Source organism: Brevundimonas vesicularis (genome assembly GCF_900445985.1).
Taxonomy (GTDB): Bacteria; Pseudomonadota; Alphaproteobacteria; order Caulobacterales; family Caulobacteraceae; genus Brevundimonas; species Brevundimonas vesicularis_D.
Window position 1 is genome coordinate 99,692 of record NZ_UAQP01000014.1, and the last position, 22,670, is coordinate 122,361.

Consider the following 22,670-nt stretch of genomic DNA (forward strand, 5'->3'; position numbering starts at 1 on the left):
AGCGCCTCAGGCCGTTCTGACGATCCCGCCAGAGGCCGCCACCGGCCAGGGCGTCAGTCGCCCGCCCGCGCAGGGGCCGCCCTTGCATTCCCCGGTCAGCGGTTCGAACACCGCCCCATGCCAGCCGCACAGGATCAGCGCGCCGTCCGGCGTCAGATACCGGTCGATCTCCATGGCGATGGGAAAGCCCGCATGCGGGCAGCGATCGACCCAGCCCGCGACCTGACCGTCCTTCCTGACCACGAAGCCGTGAAAGAAGGCCTCGCCAATCTGCAGCACGAAGCCGCGCGAGCCGGGGTCGGCGATGTCGCCCTCGGCGCACAGGGCCACGCCGGGCGGCGTCTTCCAGACCCGTTTGCGCTCGGCCGGCGCCTCGGCCGCTTCAGACACGCTCGGCCTTCAGCGGGCGCGACAGCAGGCCGTCGATCAGACCATCGACATCGATCTCGCCGGCCAGCAGGGCGGCGACGCCTTCCGAAATCGGGATTTCCACGCCCAGACGCGCGGCCAGTTCGCGAACCGCCGGCGCGCTTTCATAGCCTTCCGCCACCGACCGTTTGCCGGCCAGGGCCTGTTCGACCGTCTGTCCCTGACCCAGGGCCAGACCCAGGCTCATGTTGCGCGACTGGGGGCTGGAGCAGGTCAGGACGAGGTCACCCAGGCCGCACAAGCCCGCCACCGTCTCGGCCTGTCCGCCCATGGCGACGGCGAGGCGCGTCATTTCCGCAAAGCCGCGCGTGATCAGGGCGGCGTGGGCGCTGCGGCCCAACTGACGCCCCTCGGAGATGCCGCAGGCGATGGCCAGGACGTTCTTCAGCGCCCCGCCCGCCTCGGCGCCCACAAGATCGGTCGCCAGATAGGGCCGGAAGCCCGGCGCCGACAGGGTGTTCAGCAAGGCCTCGCCCAGCGCCTGATCCGCACAGGCCAGGGTCACGGCGGTCGGCAGACCGCGCGACACCTCGCCCGCAAAACTGGGACCGGACAGGACGGCGGCGGGGGCGTCCGGCAGGGTCTCGGCCAGCACCTCGGTCATCAGCTTCATCGTCCCGCGCTCGACGCCCTTGGAGCACAGCACCACCGGCACGCCGGCGCGATAGTGGGGCGCAAACGCCGTCAGCGTCGCGCGCATGTGCTGGGCCGGCGGCACCGCCAGGATCACGTCGCAATCCCCGAGATCGGCCAGATCGGCGGTGAATTTCAGTTCGTCGGCCAGCGGCACGCCGGGCAGATAGAGGTCGTTGGCCCGCGTCGCCCGCATCGTCTCGACCAACTGCTGCTCGCGCGCCTGCAAGGTCGTGTCCAGTCCGGCCCGAACGCAAACCTGCGCCAGAGCCGTGCCCCAGGCGCCCGCGCCGATGACCCCTGCCGTGCGGAATTCCATACGCCCTCCCGAGGCTTGTTTATCATTCATGCCTTGGCGCCCTTGCGGCCCGGCTTGTGCGAAGGATCGGACAGGGCGCGCGCTTCGTCCAGCGGCCATCGCGGCCGCGCGACCACGTCGATGTCGCTGGTCAGGCCCAACGCCAACCGTTCCGCCCCGGCCAGGGCGATCATCGCCGCATTGTCGGTGCAATAGGCCATGGGCGGCGCCAGGAAGTCGAAGCCGTGTTTCGCCGCCGTCGCCTGCAAGGTCGCGCGGATGGTCTTGTTGGCCGCCACGCCCCCCGCCACGACGAACAGCCGATGGTCATGCGTCTCCGCATAGGCCGCCAGCGCCCGCTCCGACCGATCCGACAGCTGACGCGCGATGGCGTTCTGAACCGCATCGGCCAGATCGGCCTTGTCCTGCTCGGTCTCGCAGGTCTGGGCGATACGGAAGGCCGCGGTCTTCAGGCCCGAGAAGGAGAAGTCGCAATCCTTGCGGCCTAAGAGGGCGCGCGGCAGATCGATCTTGGCCCCGTCACCCTGCGTGGCCAGCCGCTCCAGCGCCGGCCCGCCCGGATAACCCAGGCCCAAGGCCTTGGCGATCTTGTCGAAAGCCTCGCCGGCCGCGTCGTCGATGGTGGCCCCGATCCGGCTCATATCGCCGACGCCGCGCACCTCCAGAAGCTGGCAGTGGCCGCCCGAGACCAGCAACAGCAGGAAGGGATAGGCGACCTCCGCTCCCAGCCGGGCGGACACGGCGTGGCCTTCAAGATGGTTGACCGCCACCAGCGGCAGGCCGCGCGCCAGCGCCGCCGCCTTGCCAAAGCTGAGGCCCACCATGACCCCGCCGACCAGACCCGGCCCGGCCGTCGCCGCGATCCCGTCCAGCCCGTCATAGCCCATATCGGCCTCGGCCATCGCGCGGCGCGTGACCTCGGCGATCATTTCGACATGGCTGCGCGCCGCGATCTCGGGCACCACGCCGCCATAGGCCGCATGGTCGTCGATCTGGCTGTGAACGACCGAGGACAACACCTCCGCCCGACCGCCCGTCAGGCGCACGACCGAGGCGGCGGTCTCATCGCAACTGGTCTCCAGGCCCAGCACCGTCAGCGGACCGGGACGAGGGAGGACATCCCGTCCAGTTGCTGACTTGGCGCCGCTGCTATAGTCGGCGGACATCTCCATCGGGTCGAGGTAGCGACCCGGCGACCGGTGCGCAACGCTCATGACCTTTCCCCTCCGCATCGGCACCCGACGCTCCAAGCTGGCGCTCGCCCAATCCGGCATGATGCAGCGCGCCATCGGCCGCGCCCTGAACGTGCCCGAGGCCGAGATCGAGACCGCCGTTCCTCTGGTCGAGATCGTCACCACCGGCGACCGCATCCAGGATCGCCGCCTGCTGGAAGTCGGCGGCAAGGCCCTGTTCACCAAGGAGATCGAGGAGGCCCTGCTGGCCGGCCGGATCGACATCGCCATCCATTCGATGAAGGACGTCCCCGCCGAACAGCCCGACGGCCTGTGCATCGCCGCCATCCCAGAGCGCGAAGACGCCCGCGACGCCTTCATCAGCCGCGATTTCGACAGTTTCGACGCCCTGCCCTTCGGCGCTCGCCTGGGCACCGCCAGCCTGAGACGGCAAGCCCAGGCGCTTGCCCTGCGGCCGGACCTGAAGGTCGAGATGCTGCGCGGAAATATCGATACACGACTGCGCCGCGCGGCCGATGGCGATTTCGACGCGATCCTTCTGGCCGTCTCGGGCATGACGCGCCTGGGCGTCACCGACCCTATCCGCGAGAAACTGTCGCTGGACGCCTTCCTGCCGGCGCCGGGCCAAGGCGCCCTGGCCATCCAGACCCGCGCCGCCGACATCGACGCAGACTGGGTCGCCGCCCTGAACCACCCCGAGACCGCCCTGTGCATCGCCGCCGAGCGCGGGGCCATGACGGCGCTGGAGGGGTCGTGCCGCACCGCCGTCGGCGCCTACGCCCGCATCGAACACGACACCTTGCACCTGACCACCGAGATGCTCAGCCCGGATGGGTCCGCCCGCTGGCGGCGCGTCGGCGATCTTTTCCAACCGACCGAAGCCGACGCGCGCGCTCTGGGCCAACGCCTGGGCGGCGAGGTCCACGCCTCGGCCGGCGATCAGGAAGTCGATCCCGCGACCCTGGACGGATGAGCGCCTTAGACGAAGAATTTGGGCCCGCCCGCGTCTGGATCACCCGCGCCGAACCGGGCGCCGCGCGCACCGCCGCCCGCCTGCGCGACACGGGGTTCGAGCCGTTCGTCGCGCCCCTGCTAGCGATCGAACACCTTACCCCGCCCGTTCCCGATCTGACGTCGTTCGCCGCCCTGGCCTTCACCAGCATCAACGGCGTCGCCGCCTTCGCAGCTCTGACGCCCCGTCGCGACCTGCCGGTCTTCGCCGTGGGCGATGCGACCGCCCAGGCCGCCCATGATGCAGGCTTCGCCGATGTCCGTTCCGCATCCGGCGACCTGCGCGACCTCGCCCGCCTGCTCGCCAGCGCCATCGCCAGCGCCGCCGTCCTGGTCCCTCAAGCGGAAACGCCCGCCGGCGATCTCGCCGCCGCCCTCACCGCCGCCGGCGCCCGCAATGTGTCGATCCATTCTCTGACGGTCTATCGCGCCATCGAAACGTCAGCCGCAGCGCCCTCACTCTTCGACGCCGTTCTGATCCACTCCCCCCGCGCCGGACAAGCGCTCGCCAAGCTTCATTACGCCCCCTTGGCCCAGGCCGTCCTCGCCTGCATCTCTCCCGCCGCCGCGGCCCCGCTCGCCGCGCTGGGCCTGACGCCCGTTGTGGCAAAATCGCCCGACGAGACCTCATTGCTCACGATCTTGAACGCGGCGCTTGGCAAGCGCGATCCGGCCGTATAAAGACCCCGTCTCGCGCGGACAGCTTCGTCCGTCGCAACCGGGCCGCTTTAGCTCAGCCGGTAGAGCACATCATTCGTAAGTAGCGGGTATCTCGCTATTTGCCTTGGTGTTTCAACCGCCTAGCGAATAGGGTCTGGCGGTAGTAGTGGAATAGTAGGGTTTAGGCCGCTTTAGCTCAGCTGGTAGAGCACATCATTCGTAATGATGGGGTCAGGTGTTCGAGTCACCTAAGCGGCACCACCTTCTCAAAGTCCCTCTAGCTTTGACGCCCGGCCGGGATAAGCCGGAAGGTGCTTCCGCTTGGGAGTTGGGTGGGTATGCGGTGGGGAGCCGTTCGTTTGCTATCCGTTGCAGGGCAACTCAACCGATCGGATCGGCCACTCAGCTACTCAGGTGTCGCGTTGCGGTATTGACTACGTCGTCTGCCCGAGCCCGCAACATGCGTCCGTAGACACGCATCCCCTCCCAGTCGACAACTTTCGTGCCGTCGGGCGCAGTCGTTACTGGAACCATGAGTCGGGTTTTCCGGAGACGCGCCATCGAAACTCCGTAGCCCCAAGAGAACTTCTGCACGGCGCGACGGAGGGAAGTTACCAAGACCATCGCAGCATCCGCGTCCAGAGAGGCGTGACGAAAAATAAGGAAGTTCTGAGCTGTGTAGAATGGACTAGGCTGATAGAACGTAGCTTGGGTCTTGAGTGTCATTGTGATGCAGTTGCCTGGCTCAGGTTTCTGGCCTTGCTCGCCCACAATGCCTTGAACGCCGTTCGATGACTGGGTTTGACTAAGGTAGATATTCCTGCCCGGTCCGGGCTTGATGTGGACCTTGTCATACCATGCCGATGACGCGGTCATTGAGTCGAACACGTCCGTGACCAGCATGGGTACAAATGAGAGGTCGGGTGGAGCTTCTGCGCCCGGAAGCGACGACCCCCGGCTCGATCGCGCACGCAGCCGCGCCGCGTCGAGAAGTTCTCTTCCCAGAGCCGACAGCCCTTTCCAGTCGACAGCCTCTCCGCCGTCCTCACACATCTTGATCGGAACCATCACCTTCTGACGGCGCAGTCTGTGGAGAGTCAGCTTGTAGCCAAAGCCAAACTTGGGGACGCACTGGTGGGTGATGATAGCGGCCATGAGCAACAAAGCTGGTTCGTCCGCCTCATCTGAAATCGGTTCCAAAGCGATCACGTCGTCTGAGGCGCTGAATGAGGCAGGTTGAAATCTGGCGTGGCCGGTTCCCCCATCCCCATTGTATACAAGCGTCACCCATCCCCCGGGGAACTGGGCCGGCACATCTGCAAAGTCCGTGACACTGTTGTTGAGGCGTGACGCGCCGACGAACGGCGTTGTGCCCGCCTTTCGATTGGCGGCAATGAGCCTTCGTCCCTTATGCGGTCGGAATAGGCCGGTTTGTCCTCCAGGACCTTCAGTGATGAAAACTGGCCTGAAGGTCAGGTCACTCAACGACGTCATCAGCATCAATCCTAGATAGCTTCGGTTCAACGCTGGGTTTGATTAGGTCACCGTTTCCGCGAACATACATATCGACCTGCCAAGACACGTAATCCGCCACCGTCTCCATGAAATTCTCAAGCGTGGGCGGCTGGTCGTTGAAGTAAAAATAGGAATGATGCCACTCGTCCGCTGCGGTTACTTCCGAACGCACGATGAAACGGGTGTCGTCGATGGTGTCACCCCGAAGCACATCGATTAAGTGCTTCCGACGAGATGCCGCAGTGCCATCGTCTGTGAGGCCACGATGCATTTGCACTTTGTAGCCGTCCTTGCTGAAATTGACGAACTTAACCTTGGCGTCGGATGGATGCGGCCGTCCTGCAGTGAAAATGACGATTACAGGGTGAACCCCTACCCCAGAGTCCGCAAAAGTTTCACCGTTCATAGTAATTACGGCATCCAGCGTATGCTTTCTGAGCAACGAAACCTTGCGTGCCTTATCCTGCGTCGTTTTCCCAACCATGGTTGACTGCGGAACGATGGCGGCCAGACGACCGCCGGGGTTCGCGAACTCTAACGCCCTCTCGATGAAGGCAAGTTCCGACAGATGTCGTGTGGTGGAGTCTTTCGCTTGGCCATAGGGCGGGTTAAGGAGCACCTTAGGTAGTGTGGACAAAGTGGATTCCCAAATCACCAGATGACTGATTCAAGGCTGCTCTTTGCGGAGAGTGGCGTTGGTTCGTGGTTTGATGTCGGACGAGGAATGGGCGTTCTTCGAGCCGTTCGTTGTCGAGAAGGGGCCGAGACGGGGGCGGCGTCCTCGTGATCACCGACGGGTGCTGGACGGAGTGTTCTGGATCGCTCGGACAGGCACGGCCTGGCGTGACCTGCACAGCCATTTCGGCGAGTGGAACTCGGTCTATCGGCAGTTCCGGCGCTGGACGCTGGCGGGGACCTGGGAGGTGATGCTGGAGGCGCTGAACGAGGCCGGCGCAGGGCATGGCAGCGTCCAGATGATCGATTCCACCATCATCCGCGCCCATCAGCACGCCGCCGGCGCGCTAAAAAAGGGGATGAGGACCAGGGTCTTGGCCGCTCTCGCGGTGGCTTCTCGACCAAGATCCATCTCCGCAGCAACGCTTTGGGCCTCCCTGTTGCGGTCACGCTGAGCGGCGGTCAGGTCTCCGATGTGAAGGGCTATGCGCCGGTCATGGACGAACCCGGCCCACAGCCTCGCGTGCTGCTCGCCGACAAGGGATACGACGCCGACTTCATCCTGGCCGACCTTGACGCCAGGGATGTCGTCGCCGTCATTCCCGCAAGGCGGAACCGCAAGGTTCAGCCCGTCATCGACGGTCATATCTACGCCCTGAGGAACCTCGTTGAGCGCTGCTTCTCAAGGCTCAAACACAGCCGCCGACTGGCGACCCGATACGACAAGACCGCCGACAGCTTCCTCGGTTTCGTCCTCGTCGCTTCAATCCGCCTGTGGGTCAGGCACTTTGTCCACACCACCTAGTAAAACCATGGCCCGGGACACGTTCACCATTCGCGGAAACGCTGTCTCCACGCATCTCGGCGATTGGGGCTTCGAAGATGGAATCGCGCCGGAAGTTGGCCTTGCCATCCCCCCGCAAGATCATGTTCGTGGTGCCAATCGCGAACAGTTTATCCTGGAGCTCGACGCCGTGAAGCCTGTTTTTCCGAATATCCTCCTTGATCGCTTCATTGTCACCAGCGTCACTAAACATGCGATGCATGGCGGCGATCAGGAAGGACGCCGTACCCGCTGTAGGATCAAGCACCCAATCATTTGAGCAAACATCGATAAGGTCGACCATCAGAAGGGTAACGTGCTCAGGTGTTAGCACGATGCCCAGAGTGTTTCCGTCGCCGCCACCATACGAAATGAACTCGTGATAGAAATTGCCGAGGACGTCGAAAGAACTCATTGAAGGATCGGTTACGACCTTCTGGACGTCGGATTTCAGGATTTGGGCAAACCACCTAAGCGGCGTCATGCCCAGCTCCTTATGTATACGGTTCAGCGCCGGAGCTTTTTCGATGAAGGCGAACTGATCGAGTAATGTTCCCACCTTTTGATGTGGCCCGAAACTCTTTGAGAGCATGTAGTCATGGGCGGCCCTATAGATCTTGGCTCCGTCCCAGTCGCCGGGGAGTACCTGATCGTAGGTACCTTTAAGGTCGCCGACATCGAATCCTGGCTTCTCAAGGGCTAGTAGGATTGCCGAAACAAGGGGGGCCTTCCTGTCATTCTCAACCGACCCGTAGTTCCGCATTCCTTCGTGGAGGCGCAATGCAGCGGCTTTGACGGAGTCAAGTCTAACTTCAGCCTCGGGCTTGTTTCCAAGAACTGCAACAGAATGGAATTCAGCTATCGCTTTCTCGGCGAAGACGTCCAAATTGTCTAGATCACCAAGAAGTTTAACCTGTCCTGGCGCGACATAAGCTAAAGCGATTTCATGGTGGTGCTCGTCGCCACCGATCCCGACTGCGAAAATCCCCTTAGGACAAGGGGCCTTGTTATGCAGCATCACTGTTGCGTAGTGAATCGCCCCATTCAGTGCAAAGTCTTGGCGGTATGGGAAATCGGTGACGACGACGCCATCGACGAGATAGCGAGTGAAGCGCGCTTCCTTCTTATCCTCGATGATGACGACGTAACCATCCACGACAAAGACGAACTCCGGTTTCCCCTCACCTTTTCCGATTTTGGACTTCGAGCCGCCAGCTAGCCCGTCGCGCTTCCATTTCGGACCGCCGTCATGCTCCCACGGCTTGGTGACCCCAATCTCCCGGAGGAGATCGCGTACAAACTGATCGGTACCCTTCTCATTTTCCATTAAGCGTCAGAGCTCACTGATCTTGGAGTCGTGTCTCGCCAAAACCTGAAGATTGGCGAAGGAAAAGAGGCAACAGCGCCCAATTTGGTTAACGGGCTTTCACCAGCGCGCTACGATGCGGCGCTTTTATCTAGTAAAAAGAGCACCCGGCTTTAACTCGCTATCAGGGCTCCTAGGTGGTGTGGACAAAGTGCCTGACCCACAGGCGGATTGAAGCGACGAGGACGAAACCGAGGAAGCTGTCGGCGGTCTTGTCGTATCGGGTCGCCAGTCGGCGGCTGTGTTTGAGCCTTGAGAAGCAGCGCTCAACGAGGTTCCTCAGGGCGTAGATATGACCGTCGATGACGGGCTGAACCTTGCGGTTCCGCCTTGCGGGAATGACGGCGACGACATCCCTGGCGTCAAGGTCGGCCAGGATGAAGTCGGCGTCGTATCCCTTGTCGGCGAGCAGCACGCGAGGCTGTGGGCCGGGTTCGTCCATGACCGGCGCATAGCCCTTCACATCGGAGACCTGACCGCCGCTCAGCGTGACCGCAACAGGGAGGCCCAAAGCGTTGCTGCGGAGATGGATCTTGGTCGAGAAGCCACCGCGAGAGCGGCCAAGACCCTGGTCCTCATCCCCTTTTTTAGCGCGCCGGCGGCGTGCTGATGGGCGCGGATGATGGTGGAATCGATCATCTGGACGCTGCCATGCCCTGCGCCGGCCTCGTTCAGCGCCTCCAGCATCACCTCCCAGGTCCCCGCCAGCGTCCAGCGCCGGAACTGCCGATAGACCGAGTTCCACTCGCCGAAATGGCTGTGCAGGTCACGCCAGGCCGTGCCTGTCCGAGCGATCCAGAACACTCCGTCCAGCACCCGTCGGTGATCACGAGGACGCCGCCCCCGTCTCGGCCCCTTCTCGACAACGAACGGCTCGAAGAACGCCCATTCCTCGTCCGACATCAAACCACGAACCAACGCCACTCTCCGCAAAGAGCAGCCTTGAATCAGTCATCTGGTGATTTGGGAATCCACTTTGTCCACACTACCTAGCTCTTTGCTGTTGACCCAATCCGTCGAGATCTATGCGAGCATAGCGATCCGATAAAGTACGATCACGTCCAGGCGGCCTCGCCCCTCTCGCCCTTGGACACGATGCTCCGGGAGCTCCCTGGCCGAACACCTACTTCGTCTGCGTGAATCTCGGCCGCATCTGCATTAAAGTGCCGAAGGTGAGGAACCGTTGAGGCCACGGCACGAGGATCGACGAAGGCAAAGCCTACAGGGCGGTGAAGGCCTTGCTAGATCGAGAGGCGGTGTCACTGCTTGGCGATCAGATGCACTTCCACCACGTAGCCCATCAGTTGAATGCGACTTGCCGCTGCCCGGAGGCTGACTTTACTGAAAAACGGCAGGCCGAGCTTCTTGGACCGCTGGTATGGGTGTCGCATAATGCCATAGATCACTTTGTAGTCGCTCGGGGTTGGCTTCGACCTTCCGTCCGGTAACAACCCCTCAAAGCCCGCCTTCCCTGCTGCTTTCTGTCGTTTGATGCAGGCGTCGCGCATCGACTTCCGAAATACCTCGTCGCGAACGAAACTCTCGGCTGAAACTACGCCTTGGCTCCAGAGATGGCTTATCGGGGCGGAGCCGTGCCCATCCTTCAAGTGGATGAACTCCTTCCTCCGGGACAAGAAATCGCAGGGCTCCAAGTTCGCACCCGCCGCTCCAGACGGAGACGCCTTCACCTTATCGAGGTTGAGAAGATCGCCATCCTTATCCAGTTCAGCGATTAATTCCTGCTCGTTGATCGAGCTGGTGGTCGCTAGCAGAGGCACACCTGCCAGAAGCGCTTGATAGTCCTTTTCTACGTCGCTGAAAAAATTACTTTCAATGCAGTACCATTCTCCCGAGAAAAGGACGTATGTACTCTTTCTAAGAGTGACTTCGTAGACGAAGCAATCGTATACACGGCGACGTTTCTTCTTGTCGCCACGCCCATCAACGACAATACGAACTTCGTGACTCGCCTTTAGCTCGGCCATCCCAGGCAGGTCAGCGGGCCGTCCAGCTAATAGTTCTGCAATATAGTCTTCAATGGCGAGTTCGCTATAGCTTGGTTTTACCCCTGATTTGAACCCGATACCGAAGTAGCCAAAATCACGCCCTTCCTCGGGATCAATGATCTCGGGTAGCGTCATATGCAGGTCGGAAGGTTGACCCTTGATCAGGTTCTGGACTTCAGCAAAGACAAGATCGTCGAGCTCGGCCAGCAGCAATCTATCTCGCACCGGCACTATCTGATCAATGAACGCGTAGTCCTTCTGATAGTCGGTCGCATTGAAGAGCTGCAGCGCCTTTTTGCATTTTCCCTTGATATCCTTGGCAGACAGCTTGCTTGTGAGAGACAGTGCGTCCTTCCCTTCAAGCGAACTGGCGAAGGCAGTGTCTGTAGGGACGCCTCCCGCTAAGCGTAGCAGGTCGTTCTGATAGTCGATCCCAAAGCCTTGAAGATCAGATTTTCTGCTCGCCTGAATGCGCTTTTGTATCGTCGTCGAATCTAACGTCGCCACATCTAGATTTCTAAGGGCACCGCGCGCTACGCAATTGAGGGTCACACGCAAACCGAAGTTGCGGACAAATGCGTCGGGGTCGAGCGCCAAGTGACCACCACCGAATGCCAAGGCGAACGTTCGGACTAGCTTTCCATCACCGTCCGACGACACGTCAACGAACAGGACGGACGAGCAATTCTTGTTTTCCAGTTTTATGGAGCCGTCGACGCTGAACTGATTAACAACGGTGAGCCAGCCTGGGGCTGAACCCGCAGTTTGCCCAGTAAAAAGACGCCCAGACTTGGCCGGGACCTCCTTTATCTCGCTTGTATCTCTGACAGCGTCATCGACGCTCTTGTCGTCCCGCAAAAGACGAACGGACAGCGTCATGGTTGTTGGTTCGTCACCACTCTTTGCCTTCGTTCCACGCGCCATGCACTGCCCCCAACACCGCCGTCAAAGCTTCACACTAGAATGTTCACTGCGCTTGAGTCACTACGATTCTTACCGCCAGGGTTGTGTAGCGACTTCATCGTTGGGCGCTGGTGACTAACCGCTCCGCTCGCTCATCAACATTTCGGTTAAACGAACTGCCGCAGTAGCTCTGACGGATCGTGCCCAAGTGCCTCGGCGAGCTCACAAAACTCAATGACGTCCAAGCGTCGCTCGCCTCGCTCGACTTTCGATACGAAGCTCTGAGGCCTCCCCAGCCTCTCCGCGAGCTCGACCTGAGTGATGTCCACAGCCTTCCGCACTGAGGCGATGAAGGTGATGAACTCCTGATGCCGCTGCGTGAAAATCGATGACGGCAACGCGCGCAATTCGTGCCATCTTATATGAATAGGCGTCGAGACGGCTTCTCGTTTTAGCGGGGTTAAATCTTCAGCACCTTCGCGAGCCTTCTCGTCACCATTTCAAAAAGCTGGGTAGGCTCGGCGTTCATGGCCCTGGCCAGCGCGACAAACTCCAACACATCCACACGGCGCTGACCGCGCTCGATAATGGACACGAAGGACTGATCCTTCCCCACTCGCGCAGCCAACTCGGCCTGCGTGAGCCCCGACGCCTGACGCGCTTCAACGAGCACCGCAACGAGGTGCCGATGTTCTCCACCGAAGACCGTCTTGGGCATCGAATGAGCCGCCGCGTCTAAACCGGCAACCCAACTATATGGAAAATCCGCTTATGCGATTTTTCCCTTTTTTATATGGAATGTTTCCATACTCAGCGAACGCGATTCACCCTGCCCCACCGTGGAGATGAACACACTCGACCTAAGCCTCTGATCCTTAACACCCAAAACTCAGAACCATGACGGACCAATCACATCATGCAATCAACCTACGCACTCGTCGCCGCGTCATTGCTCGCCCTTGTTGCGGCCTGCGATCAAGGCGATCCACAAACCACTAATGCCCCCACTCAAGCCGAAGAAATCGAGGAGTTCTGTAATCAAGTAGCATCGGACTTTGTCGCGAGCGGAGGTCAATCAACCGGCCTGTTCATGAGTAGAATCCAGCAAAAGATGCTTGAAGAAGAATGGGATCCAGAAACGGTCTCCAACACCTGTTCAGAAGCGCTCCGCCGCAAGACAGAGTTTATTCAGCAGCACGCACAGGCAATCGAAAGGCGTGCCCAATGAGGCCGTTTACCTATGCCCTCGCCGCTTTCGCACTAGCCACCAGTGGCTGCGCCTCAGCACCCGCACGGACGCCCGGCACCTATGTCAGCCAGAGCGAGCCGGTCTATCTGATCACCGAGGCTCAGGCCGATCAGATCCTGGTGGACGCCATGAACGTCGAGTTCGGCACCAGTCCAATCGTGCGTGTTGAGCATCCGAACAGGGGATATCAGGCCACCATCAAGTTCCTGTTCGACAGCCACCAGATCGTCGGCACGATGGTCCCATCCATGGGCCGGAAGGCTGACGGCACGGTGCAGGACGGCTTCTACTTTACCGTCTCGCACAGCGGCACCATGCCCATCTCAGGCATTGCCCGTTCAAAGCGCCTGAAGGATCGACTCAACGAGGCCGCGACGGCTCTTTCGCCAAGCGTCCCGGCGGCGAGGTAGATCACGCTTCTGCTGGTTGGCGTCAGTCCCTGGACACCATCGTCTCCGCCCTCGATCACAAGCCTGAAAAGCTGATGCGTGTCATCGACTTCAAGGCCGATCACTAGGGCGACCTGACGCCTTCCAACACCCTAACCACCATCGACCCCCGTGGCCCTTGCTGCGGGGGTTTTTCGTGCCCGGAAAGGACACTCAGACCATGCTTTCGCTCACCGACCGCGACGCCGTAACGGCCGCGCTCACAGACCCTACCCTCGACCCTACCCTACGCGCCCTGATCGGACTTCGTGTCTGGCAGGTGGACACAGATCGTCGCCGCCCCCTTGGCGAAACTCTCCAGATCGTGGTGATCCACCCAAGCGATCCACCCGAGGCCATCCACGCCGCCGTCGGCTTTCCCATCTGCTGGGACCAGGCCGAGCAGCCGGGCTGGGAGTGGTTCAACGACCACGGCTCATGGTTCGAGCTGGCTTACGTCCTGACCGACGACTTCGGAATGCTGGTCTTCGTGGCCGACCACCCCGACACCAACTCCACCCTGCGTTTTAACTGCCTCGGCTTTGCCGACCGCCCTCCGGCTGCTGACGCAGACTAACCTCAACCACCCATCCGACCCGCGCCCTCCGACACTCCGTCGCGAGGGCTTTTTTGTGCCTGAAGGACACTTCCCATGCTCTGTATGAATACCCTCGCAGATGTCGCCGGCGTCATCAGCGACCCCGACCTGGACGACGACCTACGCACCCTGATCGCTCATCGCGGATGGCAGGCCTACGCCGATCATCCGTCATGCCTCAGCGAAGACGCCCGGATCGTCGTCATCCAGGGCGGCGACACGGCCGACGTCATCAACACCGCCGTTGGCTTTCCGATCACTGGCGACGATGGCGAGGAGCCGACCTACGACACCCTGGACGATCACGGCCTATGGTTCGAGATCATCTACCGGGGCCGGTGCGGGCGAGACACCGTGGTCTTTGTCGAGAACGGTCCAGGGACGGAGATGGGCCTACACCATCTCTGCCTTGTCCACTTCTGGACCGAGGTGGGTGGTCGATGATGGGCCGGTTCCTCCTGCTGCTCATCCTTTGCGTGGCCCTGGCTGTGCTCAGAGCCGTCGTCATCGTCGCTGTGGCATTGGCGGTGCTGGCCTTGATCGTCAGCTTAATCACCCGCCCGAAACAGACGCTGGTGTTTCTAGGCACCCTCGCCCTGTCTGCCCTGACGGTGGCTCAGCCACTCGCCTGCATTGTCGCTCTCGCGGTGGTCGCCTTGGCTGTTGTCATGACGAGACGACGACCAAAGCCCCTCCAGAACGAAATCCCGGTCGTGATGGATTAACAGCATTCAAGGAAAGGAAAGGGGTGGCGGAGCGCCGCAAGTCACTCTCGGCCGGTCGTCACCCCTCATTCAGAGTTGAGACACATAAAGCTAAGCAACATCGGTCTCCCGAACGAGATGATTTATACTCGGGTAAAATTTTTTTCTGAAGATAATGATCGTCACTAGGAATATGCCGCTCGCAGGGCAGTTTAGCGTCCCTTTCTGAGCTGGAATGCTATTGACACCATCGTCAGGCGGCGTAGGGGTCACTCATGGCGCGGTCCTTACGGCCGCCCATCAAGAGCTGTCCATAGGGCATCTCGCTGCCTCTTAGGGACCGCCGCTTCCGTGACGGCGTCATCCCAGCGAACCGCAGTCCCGATCTGTTCCCGCAAGCGCGGACCTCACGGATTCCAAACAAACCTTTGAAATCGTGAATCCTAGGTGGTGTGGACAAAGTGCCTGACCCACAGGCGGATTGAAGCGACGAGGACGAAACCGAGGAAGCTGTCGGCGGTCTTGTCGTATCGGGTCGCCAGTCGGCGGCTGTGTTTGAGCCTTGAGAAGCAGCGCTCAACGAGGTTCCTCAGGGCGTAGATATGACCGTCGATGACGGGCTGAACCTTGCGGTTCCGCCTTGCGGGAATGACGGCGACGACATCCCTGGCGTCAAGGTCGGCCAGGATGAAGTCGGCGTCGTATCCCTTGTCGGCGAGCAGCACGCGAGGCTGTGGGCCGGGTTCGTCCATGACCGGCGCATAGCCCTTCACATCGGAGACCTGACCGCCGCTCAGCGTGACCGCAACAGGGAGGCCCAAAGCGTTGCTGCGGAGATGGATCTTGGTCGAGAAGCCACCGCGAGAGCGGCCAAGACCCTGGTCCTCATCCCCTTTTTTAGCGCGCCGGCGGCGTGCTGATGGGCGCGGATGATGGTGGAATCGATCATCTGGACGCTGCCATGCCCTGCGCCGGCCTCGTTCAGCGCCTCCAGCATCACCTCCCAGGTCCCCGCCAGCGTCCAGCGCCGGAACTGCCGATAGACCGAGTTCCACTCGCCGAAATGGCTGTGCAGGTCACGCCAGGCCGTGCCTGTCCGAGCGATCCAGAACACTCCGTCCAGCACCCGTCGGTGATCACGAGGACGCCGCCCCCGTCTCGGCCCCTTCTCGACAACGAACGGCTCGAAGAACGCCCATTCCTCGTCCGACATCAAACCACGAACCAACGCCACTCTCCGCAAAGAGCAGCCTTGAATCAGTCATCTGGTGATTTGGGAATCCACTTTGTCCACACTACCTAGTATGAAAGACGACTCTGATCGTTCGAATAATCACGCCTGCGCGCCAGCGGATGCATCGGCCAAACCTGTGAAGTCAGGCGAGCCGATATCCGGAAACGAAGTCGGCCCGTTTCCGGATCGTCCGCCTCCCAGGTCGGATCGCCCCCCAGCCACGATCGCCAACATCGAGCACCTCTTGGACCATGCTGGCATCAGGGTCCGCTACAACGAGGTCAGCAAGCGCGATGAAATCGAAATCCCCAACAGGACGGGATCAACGGATAACGTCGACAACGTCACCCTCACCTACATCATCAGCTTGGTTGCTGAGCACCATATCCCCACCGGGAATGTCCCTGGGTTTGTGGAGGCCATCGCCAACAGGAACGCATACAATCCGGTCAGAGATTGGATAAACAGTCGGCCATGGGACGGCATAGACCGACTGCCTGACGTCTACGAGACTGTCGTTCAGGCCGAAGGGTATCCGGACAGCCTGAAGCACGTGATCCTCCGCAAATGGCTCCGCAGCGTCTCTGCGGCGGCAACCCAAACCAACTTTCGAAGCCGAGGCGTTCTGACTCTCCAGGGCGCACAAGGGGCTGGCAAATCCAGCTGGATTAAAGCCCTGATCTCCGACCCGGTCTTAGCCGATCGGGTGGTCAAGCTGGGTCACCATATGGACCCGTCCAATAAGGACTCCCTCATTGGCGCGATTGGCTTTGCGATCACAGAGATCGGGGAACTCGACAGCTCGTTCAAGAAAGACATCGCCCGGCTAAAGGGCTTCCTGACGGACGACACCGACCGGGTTCGCCGACCCTACGATCGGCGGGAGTCGAGCTACCCGCGCCGCACGGTGTTCGCTGCCACCGTTAACGAACACCAGTTCTTACAGGATCCCACAGGGAATACCCGCTTCTGGACCATCCCTGTTTCGTCCCTGAACTGGCGACACCAGATCGACATGCAGCAGGTGTTTGCTCAACTCGCGCAGGAAGTAGAGGACGGCGAGACATGGTGGCTGACAGACGATGAGGAAGCCCTGCTCAACGATCTGAATTCTCGCCACAGCACGGCCAGCCCCGTTGCTGAACGGCTAGCGGAGATGGTCGATATCGATCGGATTGGATCGGAAGGTCTTGAAGCGATGTCGGCCACACAAGTTCTCGAATGGCTTCAACTCCCGCTGACCAACCCAATGGCGCGCGAAGCGGGAGCAGCTTTACGAAGCCTGCTAGGCGATCCGAAGAAGATCAACGGCACGATGAAATGGCGGGTTCCAGTCCGCACCGCCGATGGATTCAACCCGCCAGAGAAGTGGGCAAAACCGTTCTGAACGTCGCCAGCGGACACCGAGAGGGGGTGGGAGGGGGTAGAGAAATGTTTGAAATGATCGGTCCGAAAGATCGATCAAGACGGCGACTTCCGCCCCCCCCCCACCCCCTAGGCCGCCGATCCAAACCACTGCTCAGCCTCGCCCCCGGTCTTGGCGATAACGTGGCCCCCTGAGGCCCGCTCCGGGCCCACTTAACCCGGCTATCAGATCGCCCCAGCCCCCGCCTAGGCGGGCCACCCTGGGGCAAACGCGGGCCCGCCCCGCTCCAGGCTTCCCCATCCACCGCAAACCGCCTTCCGCTGCGCCCCCGTCGGCACCGCGTGATGGCGCACGTCTGAACTCAACCCATCACAAGGAAATCCTAATGCCTAAAGCGCATTTGACGCCCGCTTTTGCCGCCAATGCAGGCTGCGAAGTTGGTAAGAAGAAGACAGATTGGTATGATGATACCGTATTGGGCTTTGTGCTCGAGTGCCGATGCACAGGCGGAAAAACGTATTATATCAGATATTTAGATCAATCCGGCACCCAGAAACAGCATAAAATCGGCGGTTATAACGATGTCACCTTTGCTGCGGCCAAGAAGAAGGCTCAACAGCTTCGGTCCGAGGTCGTCATGGGTGGCGATCCAAGTGCTCAGAAGGCCCTAGTCAAATCCATCCCGATGTACGGCGACCTTTCCACTAAGCATTTGGACTTCATCAAGGACAGCAAGTCTTACGCTTCGGTTGAGATGTGTATGCGCGTCCACATCGTTCCGAAGTGGGGCAAAACACGCCTCACCGACATGAACAGTCGGTCGATGGCGCAATGGCTCAGTGAAAAACGAGCGTCGGGCCTATCCCCGGCGTCGGTCGAGAAACTTCGTGTCATCATCGGCCGGTCGTTCGTCCTTGGGGCAAGCTGGGATATCCCCGGCACTGAGCGAAACCCTACCCGTGGCATACCTCGAACGCCGTTAAACAACGGTCGGGAACGCTTCCTGTCTGCCGAGGAAGCGACGCGGTTGCGCGAGGCGGTGGCGGCGTCGCAGAACCCGCAGCTTCAGCACGTCGTTGGACTGCTCCTTCTGACCGGAGCACGGCTGCGCGAATTGCTGGACGCCAAATGGGAGAACGTGGACGTCAAACGTAGATCTTGGCTGATCCCGACCAGCAAGACCGGCAAAGCACGCCACGTCCCGCTCTCCACGGCTGCCTTGGCGATCATCGAGCAGTTGCCGCGTTTTAAGGACTGCCCGTGGCTAGTGCCCAACCCGGAAACCCGCCTCCCCTTCGTGTCCATAAAGCACGGTTGGCAGCGAGCTATTCGGGAAGCCAGGCTGCCGGGTCTTCGGCTCCATGACCTGCGCCACTCAGCGGCGTCGTTCATGGTCAACTCCGGCGTTGATCTCTTCGCCGTCGGAAAGGTGCTGGGTCACGCTAGTTACCAATCAACTCAGCGCTACTCGCATTTGGCTAATGACACGCTGCTGAAGGCCGTAGAGGCCGGAGCGGCTAAGCAGATCACCTAAACCTCACTCCCGCCCCGCGCGCTGGCTTCGGCTAGTTCGTGGGGCGGGATCTATTATTTTTTTGCCCGAGCAGGCCGAGAGATGTCTCCTCGCCAGGATTTGGACCCTATTTGCCGCCAGCTTTCTTATGCTCTCTGATAGCCTTCTCAAGCTTGCGCTGGAGCGAAGCTACCTCTGCCCACTGATTCATTTCCTCGGCCTTATCAATATAGGCTCGTTTGGCTTGTGGTTCTGGCTCGGCATCCGCAAGCGCCTGCATTCGCTTCGCCTCAGCCCTGAAAAGTCGCACACCCACACAATACCTCAACTGTTTGGATTAGACCGCGCGCGCTCAATAGCGCGGATTGTATCCAGAACCGTAGGATGAGCTGCGCGCCGAGGATGAACCCCAGCTGGAGCTACGCGAGCTCGAAGATGAAGAGCCGTAAGACGAGCCATAGGCTGTTCTGGGTGCGGTATAAGACGGCGTCGAACCGTAGCTAGGTGACCGTGTCCCAGCGCGTCCGGTATATGGATTGACGTTCGGCCGCGTCGTCCAGTTGTCATTTACGGTGCTGTTCGGATTTGTTCGGTGGTGAGGGGCGACATACGTCCCGTTGGATCGGTAGTGCCCATTCACACCAACCTGGGCCGACGCCGAGGTTGCGATGAGCGCGGCAAACGTCGTGATGAAGATTGTTTTCAGCGTCATTGGCGGCTCTCCAGATTATATAAACGCTGTCGCATCAAATGCTGGGGCTCGCAACCTGTGATTAGCGACGCTTCTGGATTGGCACCGTCTCGTCCGTTCTCACGGACGCTCGGCCGCGACCGTTGCCCAAAAGCGACCACGTCTCTAGTTGCCGCCTTGCGGGGCGCCTCGTGACCTAAGCAGATTGCCGAGGGTTTGGCCGTTCAACCGACACGTTGCGATAACCCGGTCGTGCGAGGTGACTCGACCGCTACGGCCCCTTGTGGCGACGCAGCTGACCTCACGTCCCCGCGCCAGACGTGTCAGAATTTCATGACCTCGCCGACCATCTGGCTCGCGAAGTTCCGGCGCATCGAAGTCGGCCAAGCGGACTTCGATCCACTGATTGGGGTCGGCGGTCCGGCCGACACACAGGCTGTCGCCGTCTCCGACATACCGGACCGTCCCGGCGAACACCTCGCCAGGTCTTGTCGGAAGCCGTCCCTCGCATGGATCTGCGCGAACTGCTGATACCGCCAGCAACGAGAGACCCACAGTAGCAAACACAATCCGGAGCATCAGCCGAACCTGACAGGGGTTGGTTTAGGATTTGTATGCTTTGCCAGAAGCCGATGCGCGCGGTGTGAGCGCTTAGGGAAATGCCTTTACTACGTGTAGCGAGCCAGCAGACGACGGCGTCAGTATCTCGGTCGCAGGGCCTTTTAACGTCAGCCAGTCCAGACCGGCTGGAGGCCGAAGCACGACAATCTGCCGATCATGGTAGGGCGACACGTCAGGTCCAGGCTCCGTGGTCAGCATGGCCCAAGCGTCGTCTTTCACTATCCCGGCAATCCAAAACCAGCTGTCGCCCACCATTGAGAACGACCACTTCGTCTTCCGCTTCTGTCCAGGCTCAGCATCCGTGAATTCGTAGAAAGCCGACGCCGGAACCAGACACCGGTTAGTGTTGCTGAAATCTCGTCCGTCGCTTCGGAAGTTGAACACCGGACGACCTTGCGGAGATCGCCACGACCACCGCATCGAAGTCAGCAGTAGGCCTTCATCCCACGTCACGATCGAGGCTGTGTCGCCGATCTTGATGTCGTCGTTCGGCTCGATGTTCGGGATCGCGCCACCGTCAAAGCGAAGTGGGAAAGCCGTCTGGCTAAAGGCATTGGCTATCTGCGACGCAGGAACGTGTGAAGCGTAGTTGTTGCACACCGTGCGCCTCCTATTCGAAGGCCTCGATCATGGCGGTGACAGCTTCGCGCTGCTTCTCGTCCAAGTTGGACCACGCCCGGATCAAGCGGGCGCTTCCGGGGTGGTCGCCGCGATCCTCTCCGACAAGCTCGGCTACGTCACACTTCAGCGCCTTGGCGGCGAGCACGAGTTTTGACGCGGCGATCCGGTTCCTGCCGCCCTCGTATTTCTGCACCTGCTGGAAGGTGACGCCGATCGCGTCCCCCAACCGACGCTGTGTCATTCCAACCGCTTCACGCCGGTCTCCGATGGCCTTGCCAATGGCGACGTCCAACCGCTTTTCGTATTCGCTCATGGCCTCGACTAACTGCGCAATAACACGGTTTCGCAAGTGGATTTGTCCAAGCGAACTGATTGCTCAGTCCACAGGTCATCATCAAGACGCCTTTTCACACAAGGCAATGTTCTGCATATGTTCTCATTATGGGCGCGAAGGCATACAGAGGCGACGAAACCACCGGCTTTCAGAGTCCTGCCCAGGATCACGTCGAAGCCGTCCCTGTGCCGTTCAGCCTGGTCGGTACTGGAAGGCTGCCGATGGCCGCACGATATCGGAGCACTATGAAGCAACGTACCCCCACGACGACGATGCCGATGTGTGAAGGACCCAGGCTGCGCTCTTACACAGAAAGCTGAACGTCAGATTTGGGCGGCAATGCCAAAGACTGCAATCGACCCAAAGCGGAAGTTGTTTGCGCTTGGCAGTCGAGCGTTACCGCAGTAGCATCGTCCAGCGGGCACACGCGGACGCCCGACCAGACGGTTTGCCGTCCAAGCTCCGCTCCTCTCTCTGCGCCACCCGCGCAGGAACCGGAGCTATGCTTGTGACGATCCTCGACGCCGACGCGACCCCTCCCTCCCTTTCGCTTCAGGCGATTTTCACGCGCTTCCTTCGCTTCGGCCTGCTCGCTTTTGGAGGTCCGGTCGCGCAGATCGCCATGATCCGGCGCGAACTTGTCGATGAGGAGCGGTGGATTTCGAACGCGCACTTCAACCGGCTTTTGGCCGTTCTTCAGGTCCTGCCCGGACCGGAAGCACATGAACTTTGCGTCCACCTCGGCATGAGAGCGCGGGGTCGTATCGGCGGCTTGCTCGCCGGCCTTGGCTTCATGCTTCCCGGCTTCGTGATCATGCTCGGGATCGGCTGGGTCTACGTCGCCCTTTCGCCTGTTATGAGCATTCTGATCGGAGCGTTCCTAGGCGTTCAGGCCGCAGTCGTGGCCGTGATCGTCCGGGCCGTTCATAAAATCGGCTCGCACATTCTGGAAGACCGATGGCTTTGGGTAGTTGCCATCCTTGGTTTTGGAGCGACCCTGCTCGGCGTCGCCTTCTGGATCGTCCTCATGGGGGGTGGCGCGGCCTACGCCTTGGTGAAGGCAGGCCGCCATGGCCTGGCCGCTGTCGTCTCCATCGCGGCCCTGATCCTCGCGCTCGGTCTGCATCTCCAAGGGCGACATTTTTCCACGGGGAACGTTGACGTTGTCTCCTCGACCGGCGCGCTGCCGATGCTTTGGACCGGCTTGAAGGCGGGTCTGCTGACGTTCGGGGGCGCTTATACGGCGATACCTTACGTCCGGGCTGACACGGTGGGTCGCGGACAAATCAGTGACGGAGAGTTTCTCGACGGGATCGCCTTCGCCGGCATCATTCCCGCCCCCCTCGTGATCTTTTGCACCTTCGTCGGCTTCGTGGTCGGCGGATGGGTCGGCGCGCTCGCGATGACGGTGGGCGTGTTCCTTCCAGCGTTCGCGTTCTCGATGATCTTCTATGAGCGTCTGGAAGCCGTCGTCGGCGACGAACGACTGCATCGCGTCCTGTCAGGTGTCGCCGCCGCAGTCGTGGGGATTATCGCGGCGACAAGCATCCAGTTGGGTTGGGCGACGCTCCAGCGCGTTCCTTCAGTTCCTTTCGCGATAGCGATCTTCTTGGGTGCCTTCGCAGCGGTGTGGTTTTGGAAAAGCCGATACGCCGTCGCGCTCGTGCTTACGGGTGCGGCCATCGCCGGGTGGCTCTTGTTCCGGCGATAGACGACCTCACCTTTCTGACCGCAGTCTCTTTTATACGGCTGCCGGTCAGTCGGGACACTCCAGAGCC

22 protein-coding genes, 1 tRNA gene and 3 pseudogenes are annotated in these 22,670 nt (G+C 60.7%); 12 read left to right on the forward strand and 14 right to left on the reverse strand.

The window, feature by feature from the left end; all coding sequences use genetic code 11:
* Window positions 1-6: 6 nt before the first annotated feature.
* Genes DT343_RS09575 through tsaD form a run of 3 tightly spaced genes read right to left on the reverse strand, consistent with a single transcriptional unit; the run spans window position 7 to window position 2,547 of the window.
* The gene (locus DT343_RS09575; RefSeq protein ID WP_055753900.1) at window positions 7-390 is read right to left on the reverse strand and encodes a Rieske (2Fe-2S) protein; all 384 of its coding nucleotides are present in this window, start codon (window positions 388-390) and stop codon (window positions 7-9) included.
* The gene (locus DT343_RS09580; protein ID WP_112862716.1) at window positions 383-1,381 is read right to left on the reverse strand and encodes an NAD(P)H-dependent glycerol-3-phosphate dehydrogenase; all 999 of its coding nucleotides are present in this window, start codon (window positions 1,379-1,381) and stop codon (window positions 383-385) included. The genes DT343_RS09575 and DT343_RS09580 overlap by 8 nt, the downstream gene beginning before the upstream one ends.
* Window positions 1,382-1,407: 26 nt before the next feature.
* Complete coding sequence (gene tsaD, locus DT343_RS09585; protein WP_439897233.1) at window positions 1,408-2,547, reverse strand: tRNA (adenosine(37)-N6)-threonylcarbamoyltransferase complex transferase subunit TsaD; 1,140 nt, start codon at window positions 2,545-2,547, stop codon at window positions 1,408-1,410.
* A gap of 46 nt (window positions 2,548-2,593) precedes the next feature.
* Here tsaD and hemC point away from each other — a divergent pair, with 46 nt between their 5' ends.
* From hemC to DT343_RS09600, 3 genes are all read left to right on the forward strand, one after another.
* On the forward strand, window positions 2,594-3,547 hold the full coding sequence (gene hemC, locus DT343_RS09590; protein ID WP_112862717.1) for a hydroxymethylbilane synthase: 954 nt from the start codon (window positions 2,594-2,596) through the stop codon (window positions 3,545-3,547).
* Window positions 3,544-4,266: a uroporphyrinogen-III synthase gene (locus DT343_RS09595; RefSeq protein WP_112862718.1), complete on the forward strand. Its 723-nt coding sequence runs from the start codon at window positions 3,544-3,546 to the stop codon at window positions 4,264-4,266. Before hemC ends, DT343_RS09595 begins: the two co-directional genes overlap by 4 nt.
* 164 nt (window positions 4,267-4,430) lie before the next feature.
* A tRNA-Thr gene (locus DT343_RS09600) sits at window positions 4,431-4,506 on the forward strand.
* Window positions 4,507-4,647: 141 nt separating this feature from the next.
* On the opposite strand, the gene DT343_RS09605 is transcribed toward DT343_RS09600, so the two are convergent.
* Window positions 4,648-5,739, reverse strand: a complete 1,092-nt coding sequence (locus tag DT343_RS09605) for a restriction endonuclease subunit S (protein ID WP_112863774.1) — start codon at window positions 5,737-5,739, stop codon at window positions 4,648-4,650.
* Entirely contained in the window at window positions 5,723-6,397 is a 675-nt protein-coding gene (locus DT343_RS09610; protein ID WP_220116664.1) for an N-6 DNA methylase, read from the reverse strand. Before DT343_RS09610 ends, DT343_RS09605 begins: the two co-directional genes overlap by 17 nt.
* A gap of 73 nt (window positions 6,398-6,470) precedes the next feature.
* Here DT343_RS09610 and DT343_RS09615 point away from each other — a divergent pair.
* Window positions 6,471-7,240: pseudogene (locus DT343_RS09615) on the forward strand (IS5 family transposase).
* On the opposite strand, the gene DT343_RS09620 reads toward DT343_RS09615, so the two are convergent.
* The 5 genes and pseudogenes from DT343_RS09620 to DT343_RS09640 all read right to left on the reverse strand — a co-directional run bounded on the left by DT343_RS09620 (window position 7,215) and on the right by DT343_RS09640 (window position 12,251).
* Window positions 7,215-8,585: an HsdM family class I SAM-dependent methyltransferase gene (locus DT343_RS09620; protein WP_112862720.1), complete on the reverse strand. Its 1,371-nt coding sequence runs from the start codon at window positions 8,583-8,585 to the stop codon at window positions 7,215-7,217. The pseudogene DT343_RS09615 and the gene DT343_RS09620 sit on opposite strands and share 26 nt — an antisense overlap.
* A 172-nt stretch (window positions 8,586-8,757) precedes the next feature.
* Window positions 8,758-9,527 (reverse strand): annotated as a pseudogene (locus DT343_RS09625) (IS5 family transposase).
* A gap of 356 nt (window positions 9,528-9,883) precedes the next feature.
* Window positions 9,884-11,554, reverse strand: coding sequence for a DUF6119 family protein (locus tag DT343_RS09630; RefSeq protein ID WP_181669172.1), 1,671 nt, complete (start codon window positions 11,552-11,554; stop codon window positions 9,884-9,886).
* A gap of 146 nt (window positions 11,555-11,700) precedes the next feature.
* Entirely contained in the window at window positions 11,701-11,874 is a 174-nt protein-coding gene (locus tag DT343_RS09635; RefSeq protein WP_258522605.1) for a helix-turn-helix domain-containing protein, read from the reverse strand.
* 119 nt (window positions 11,875-11,993) lie between these two features.
* The gene (locus DT343_RS09640; RefSeq protein WP_112862722.1) at window positions 11,994-12,251 is read right to left on the reverse strand and encodes a helix-turn-helix domain-containing protein; all 258 of its coding nucleotides are present in this window, start codon (window positions 12,249-12,251) and stop codon (window positions 11,994-11,996) included.
* 198 nt (window positions 12,252-12,449) lie between these two features.
* Here DT343_RS09640 and DT343_RS17225 point away from each other — a divergent pair, with 198 nt between their 5' ends.
* From DT343_RS17225 to DT343_RS09660, 5 genes are all read left to right on the forward strand, one after another.
* Window positions 12,450-12,761 carry a hypothetical protein gene (locus DT343_RS17225; protein ID WP_146756735.1) on the forward strand — a complete coding sequence of 104 codons (312 nt, stop codon included), beginning with the start codon at window positions 12,450-12,452 and terminating at the stop codon, window positions 12,759-12,761.
* Complete coding sequence (locus DT343_RS09645; protein ID WP_112862723.1) at window positions 12,758-13,192, forward strand: hypothetical protein; 435 nt, start codon at window positions 12,758-12,760, stop codon at window positions 13,190-13,192. Before DT343_RS17225 ends, DT343_RS09645 begins: the two co-directional genes overlap by 4 nt.
* A 199-nt stretch (window positions 13,193-13,391) precedes the next feature.
* Entirely contained in the window at window positions 13,392-13,787 is a 396-nt protein-coding gene (locus tag DT343_RS09650; RefSeq protein WP_112862724.1) for a hypothetical protein, read from the forward strand.
* Window positions 13,788-13,862: 75 nt separating this feature from the next.
* On the forward strand, window positions 13,863-14,252 hold the full coding sequence (locus DT343_RS09655; protein ID WP_146756736.1) for a hypothetical protein: 390 nt from the start codon (window positions 13,863-13,865) through the stop codon (window positions 14,250-14,252).
* On the forward strand, window positions 14,249-14,533 hold the full coding sequence (locus tag DT343_RS09660; RefSeq protein ID WP_112862726.1) for a hypothetical protein: 285 nt from the start codon (window positions 14,249-14,251) through the stop codon (window positions 14,531-14,533). Before DT343_RS09655 ends, DT343_RS09660 begins: the two co-directional genes overlap by 4 nt.
* Before the next feature lie 422 nt (window positions 14,534-14,955).
* Here the strand turns inward: DT343_RS09660 and DT343_RS09665 are convergent.
* A pseudogene (locus DT343_RS09665) lies at window positions 14,956-15,725 on the reverse strand (IS5 family transposase).
* Between the two features lie 91 nt (window positions 15,726-15,816).
* On the opposite strand from DT343_RS09665, the gene DT343_RS09670 reads away from it, so the two are divergent.
* Window positions 15,817-17,133, forward strand: coding sequence for a VapE domain-containing protein (locus DT343_RS09670; protein WP_112862727.1), 1,317 nt, complete (start codon window positions 15,817-15,819; stop codon window positions 17,131-17,133).
* A 364-nt stretch (window positions 17,134-17,497) separates the two neighbouring features.
* Window positions 17,498-18,646 carry a site-specific integrase gene (locus DT343_RS09675; protein WP_112862728.1) on the forward strand — a complete coding sequence of 383 codons (1,149 nt, stop codon included), beginning with the start codon at window positions 17,498-17,500 and terminating at the stop codon, window positions 18,644-18,646.
* 106 nt (window positions 18,647-18,752) lie between these two features.
* Here DT343_RS09675 and DT343_RS17495 read toward each other — a convergent pair whose 3' ends face one another.
* The 3 genes from DT343_RS17495 to DT343_RS09690 all read right to left on the reverse strand — a co-directional run bounded on the left by DT343_RS17495 (window position 18,753) and on the right by DT343_RS09690 (window position 20,871).
* Window positions 18,753-18,905: a hypothetical protein gene (locus DT343_RS17495; RefSeq protein WP_181669173.1), complete on the reverse strand. Its 153-nt coding sequence runs from the start codon at window positions 18,903-18,905 to the stop codon at window positions 18,753-18,755.
* A gap of 1,062 nt (window positions 18,906-19,967) precedes the next feature.
* Window positions 19,968-20,537 (reverse strand): SOS response-associated peptidase family protein, encoded by a 570-nt coding sequence (locus DT343_RS09685; protein ID WP_112862730.1) that lies wholly within the window; start codon window positions 20,535-20,537, stop codon window positions 19,968-19,970.
* A gap of 10 nt (window positions 20,538-20,547) precedes the next feature.
* A complete protein-coding gene (locus DT343_RS09690; RefSeq protein WP_112862731.1) occupies window positions 20,548-20,871 on the reverse strand; it encodes a helix-turn-helix domain-containing protein in 324 nt (107 codons plus the stop codon).
* Window positions 20,872-21,394: 523 nt separating this feature from the next.
* Between DT343_RS09690 and chrA the strand changes: the two genes are divergently transcribed.
* Window positions 21,395-22,603, forward strand: a complete 1,209-nt coding sequence (gene chrA / locus DT343_RS09695) for a chromate efflux transporter (protein ID WP_039248876.1) — start codon at window positions 21,395-21,397, stop codon at window positions 22,601-22,603.
* The last annotated feature ends 67 nt before the right edge of the window (window positions 22,604-22,670 follow it).

Excerpts from the sequence above, each read along its gene's own strand:
- DT343_RS09580 (WP_112862716.1), bottom strand. The coding sequence starts at position 1,381 with ATGGAATTCCGCACGGCAGGGGTCATCGGCGCGGGCGCCTGGGGCACG.
- tsaD (WP_439897233.1), bottom strand. The coding sequence starts at position 2,547 with ATGTCCGCCGACTATAGCAGCGGCGCCAAGTCAGCAACTGGACGGGAT.
- hemC (WP_112862717.1), top strand. The coding sequence starts at position 2,594 with ATGACCTTTCCCCTCCGCATCGGCACCCGACGCTCCAAGCTGGCGCTC.
- DT343_RS09595 (WP_112862718.1), top strand. The coding sequence starts at position 3,544 with ATGAGCGCCTTAGACGAAGAATTTGGGCCCGCCCGCGTCTGGATCACC.
- DT343_RS09605 (WP_112863774.1), bottom strand. The coding sequence starts at position 5,739 with ATGACGTCGTTGAGTGACCTGACCTTCAGGCCAGTTTTCATCACTGAA.
- DT343_RS09620 (WP_112862720.1), bottom strand. The coding sequence starts at position 8,585 with ATGGAAAATGAGAAGGGTACCGATCAGTTTGTACGCGATCTCCTCCGG.
- DT343_RS09630 (WP_181669172.1), bottom strand. The coding sequence starts at position 11,554 with ATGGCGCGTGGAACGAAGGCAAAGAGTGGTGACGAACCAACAACCATG.
- DT343_RS09640 (WP_112862722.1), bottom strand. The coding sequence starts at position 12,251 with ATGCCCAAGACGGTCTTCGGTGGAGAACATCGGCACCTCGTTGCGGTG.
- DT343_RS17225 (WP_146756735.1), top strand. The coding sequence starts at position 12,450 with ATGCAATCAACCTACGCACTCGTCGCCGCGTCATTGCTCGCCCTTGTT.
- DT343_RS09645 (WP_112862723.1), top strand. The coding sequence starts at position 12,758 with ATGAGGCCGTTTACCTATGCCCTCGCCGCTTTCGCACTAGCCACCAGT.
- DT343_RS09650 (WP_112862724.1), top strand. The coding sequence starts at position 13,392 with ATGCTTTCGCTCACCGACCGCGACGCCGTAACGGCCGCGCTCACAGAC.
- DT343_RS09655 (WP_146756736.1), top strand. The coding sequence starts at position 13,863 with ATGCTCTGTATGAATACCCTCGCAGATGTCGCCGGCGTCATCAGCGAC.
- DT343_RS09660 (WP_112862726.1), top strand. The coding sequence starts at position 14,249 with ATGATGGGCCGGTTCCTCCTGCTGCTCATCCTTTGCGTGGCCCTGGCT.
- DT343_RS09670 (WP_112862727.1), top strand. The coding sequence starts at position 15,817 with ATGAAAGACGACTCTGATCGTTCGAATAATCACGCCTGCGCGCCAGCG.
- DT343_RS09675 (WP_112862728.1), top strand. The coding sequence starts at position 17,498 with ATGCCTAAAGCGCATTTGACGCCCGCTTTTGCCGCCAATGCAGGCTGC.
- DT343_RS17495 (WP_181669173.1), bottom strand. The coding sequence starts at position 18,905 with ATGCAGGCGCTTGCGGATGCCGAGCCAGAACCACAAGCCAAACGAGCC.
- DT343_RS09690 (WP_112862731.1), bottom strand. The coding sequence starts at position 20,871 with ATGAGCGAATACGAAAAGCGGTTGGACGTCGCCATTGGCAAGGCCATC.
- chrA (WP_039248876.1), top strand. The coding sequence starts at position 21,395 with ATGCTTGTGACGATCCTCGACGCCGACGCGACCCCTCCCTCCCTTTCG.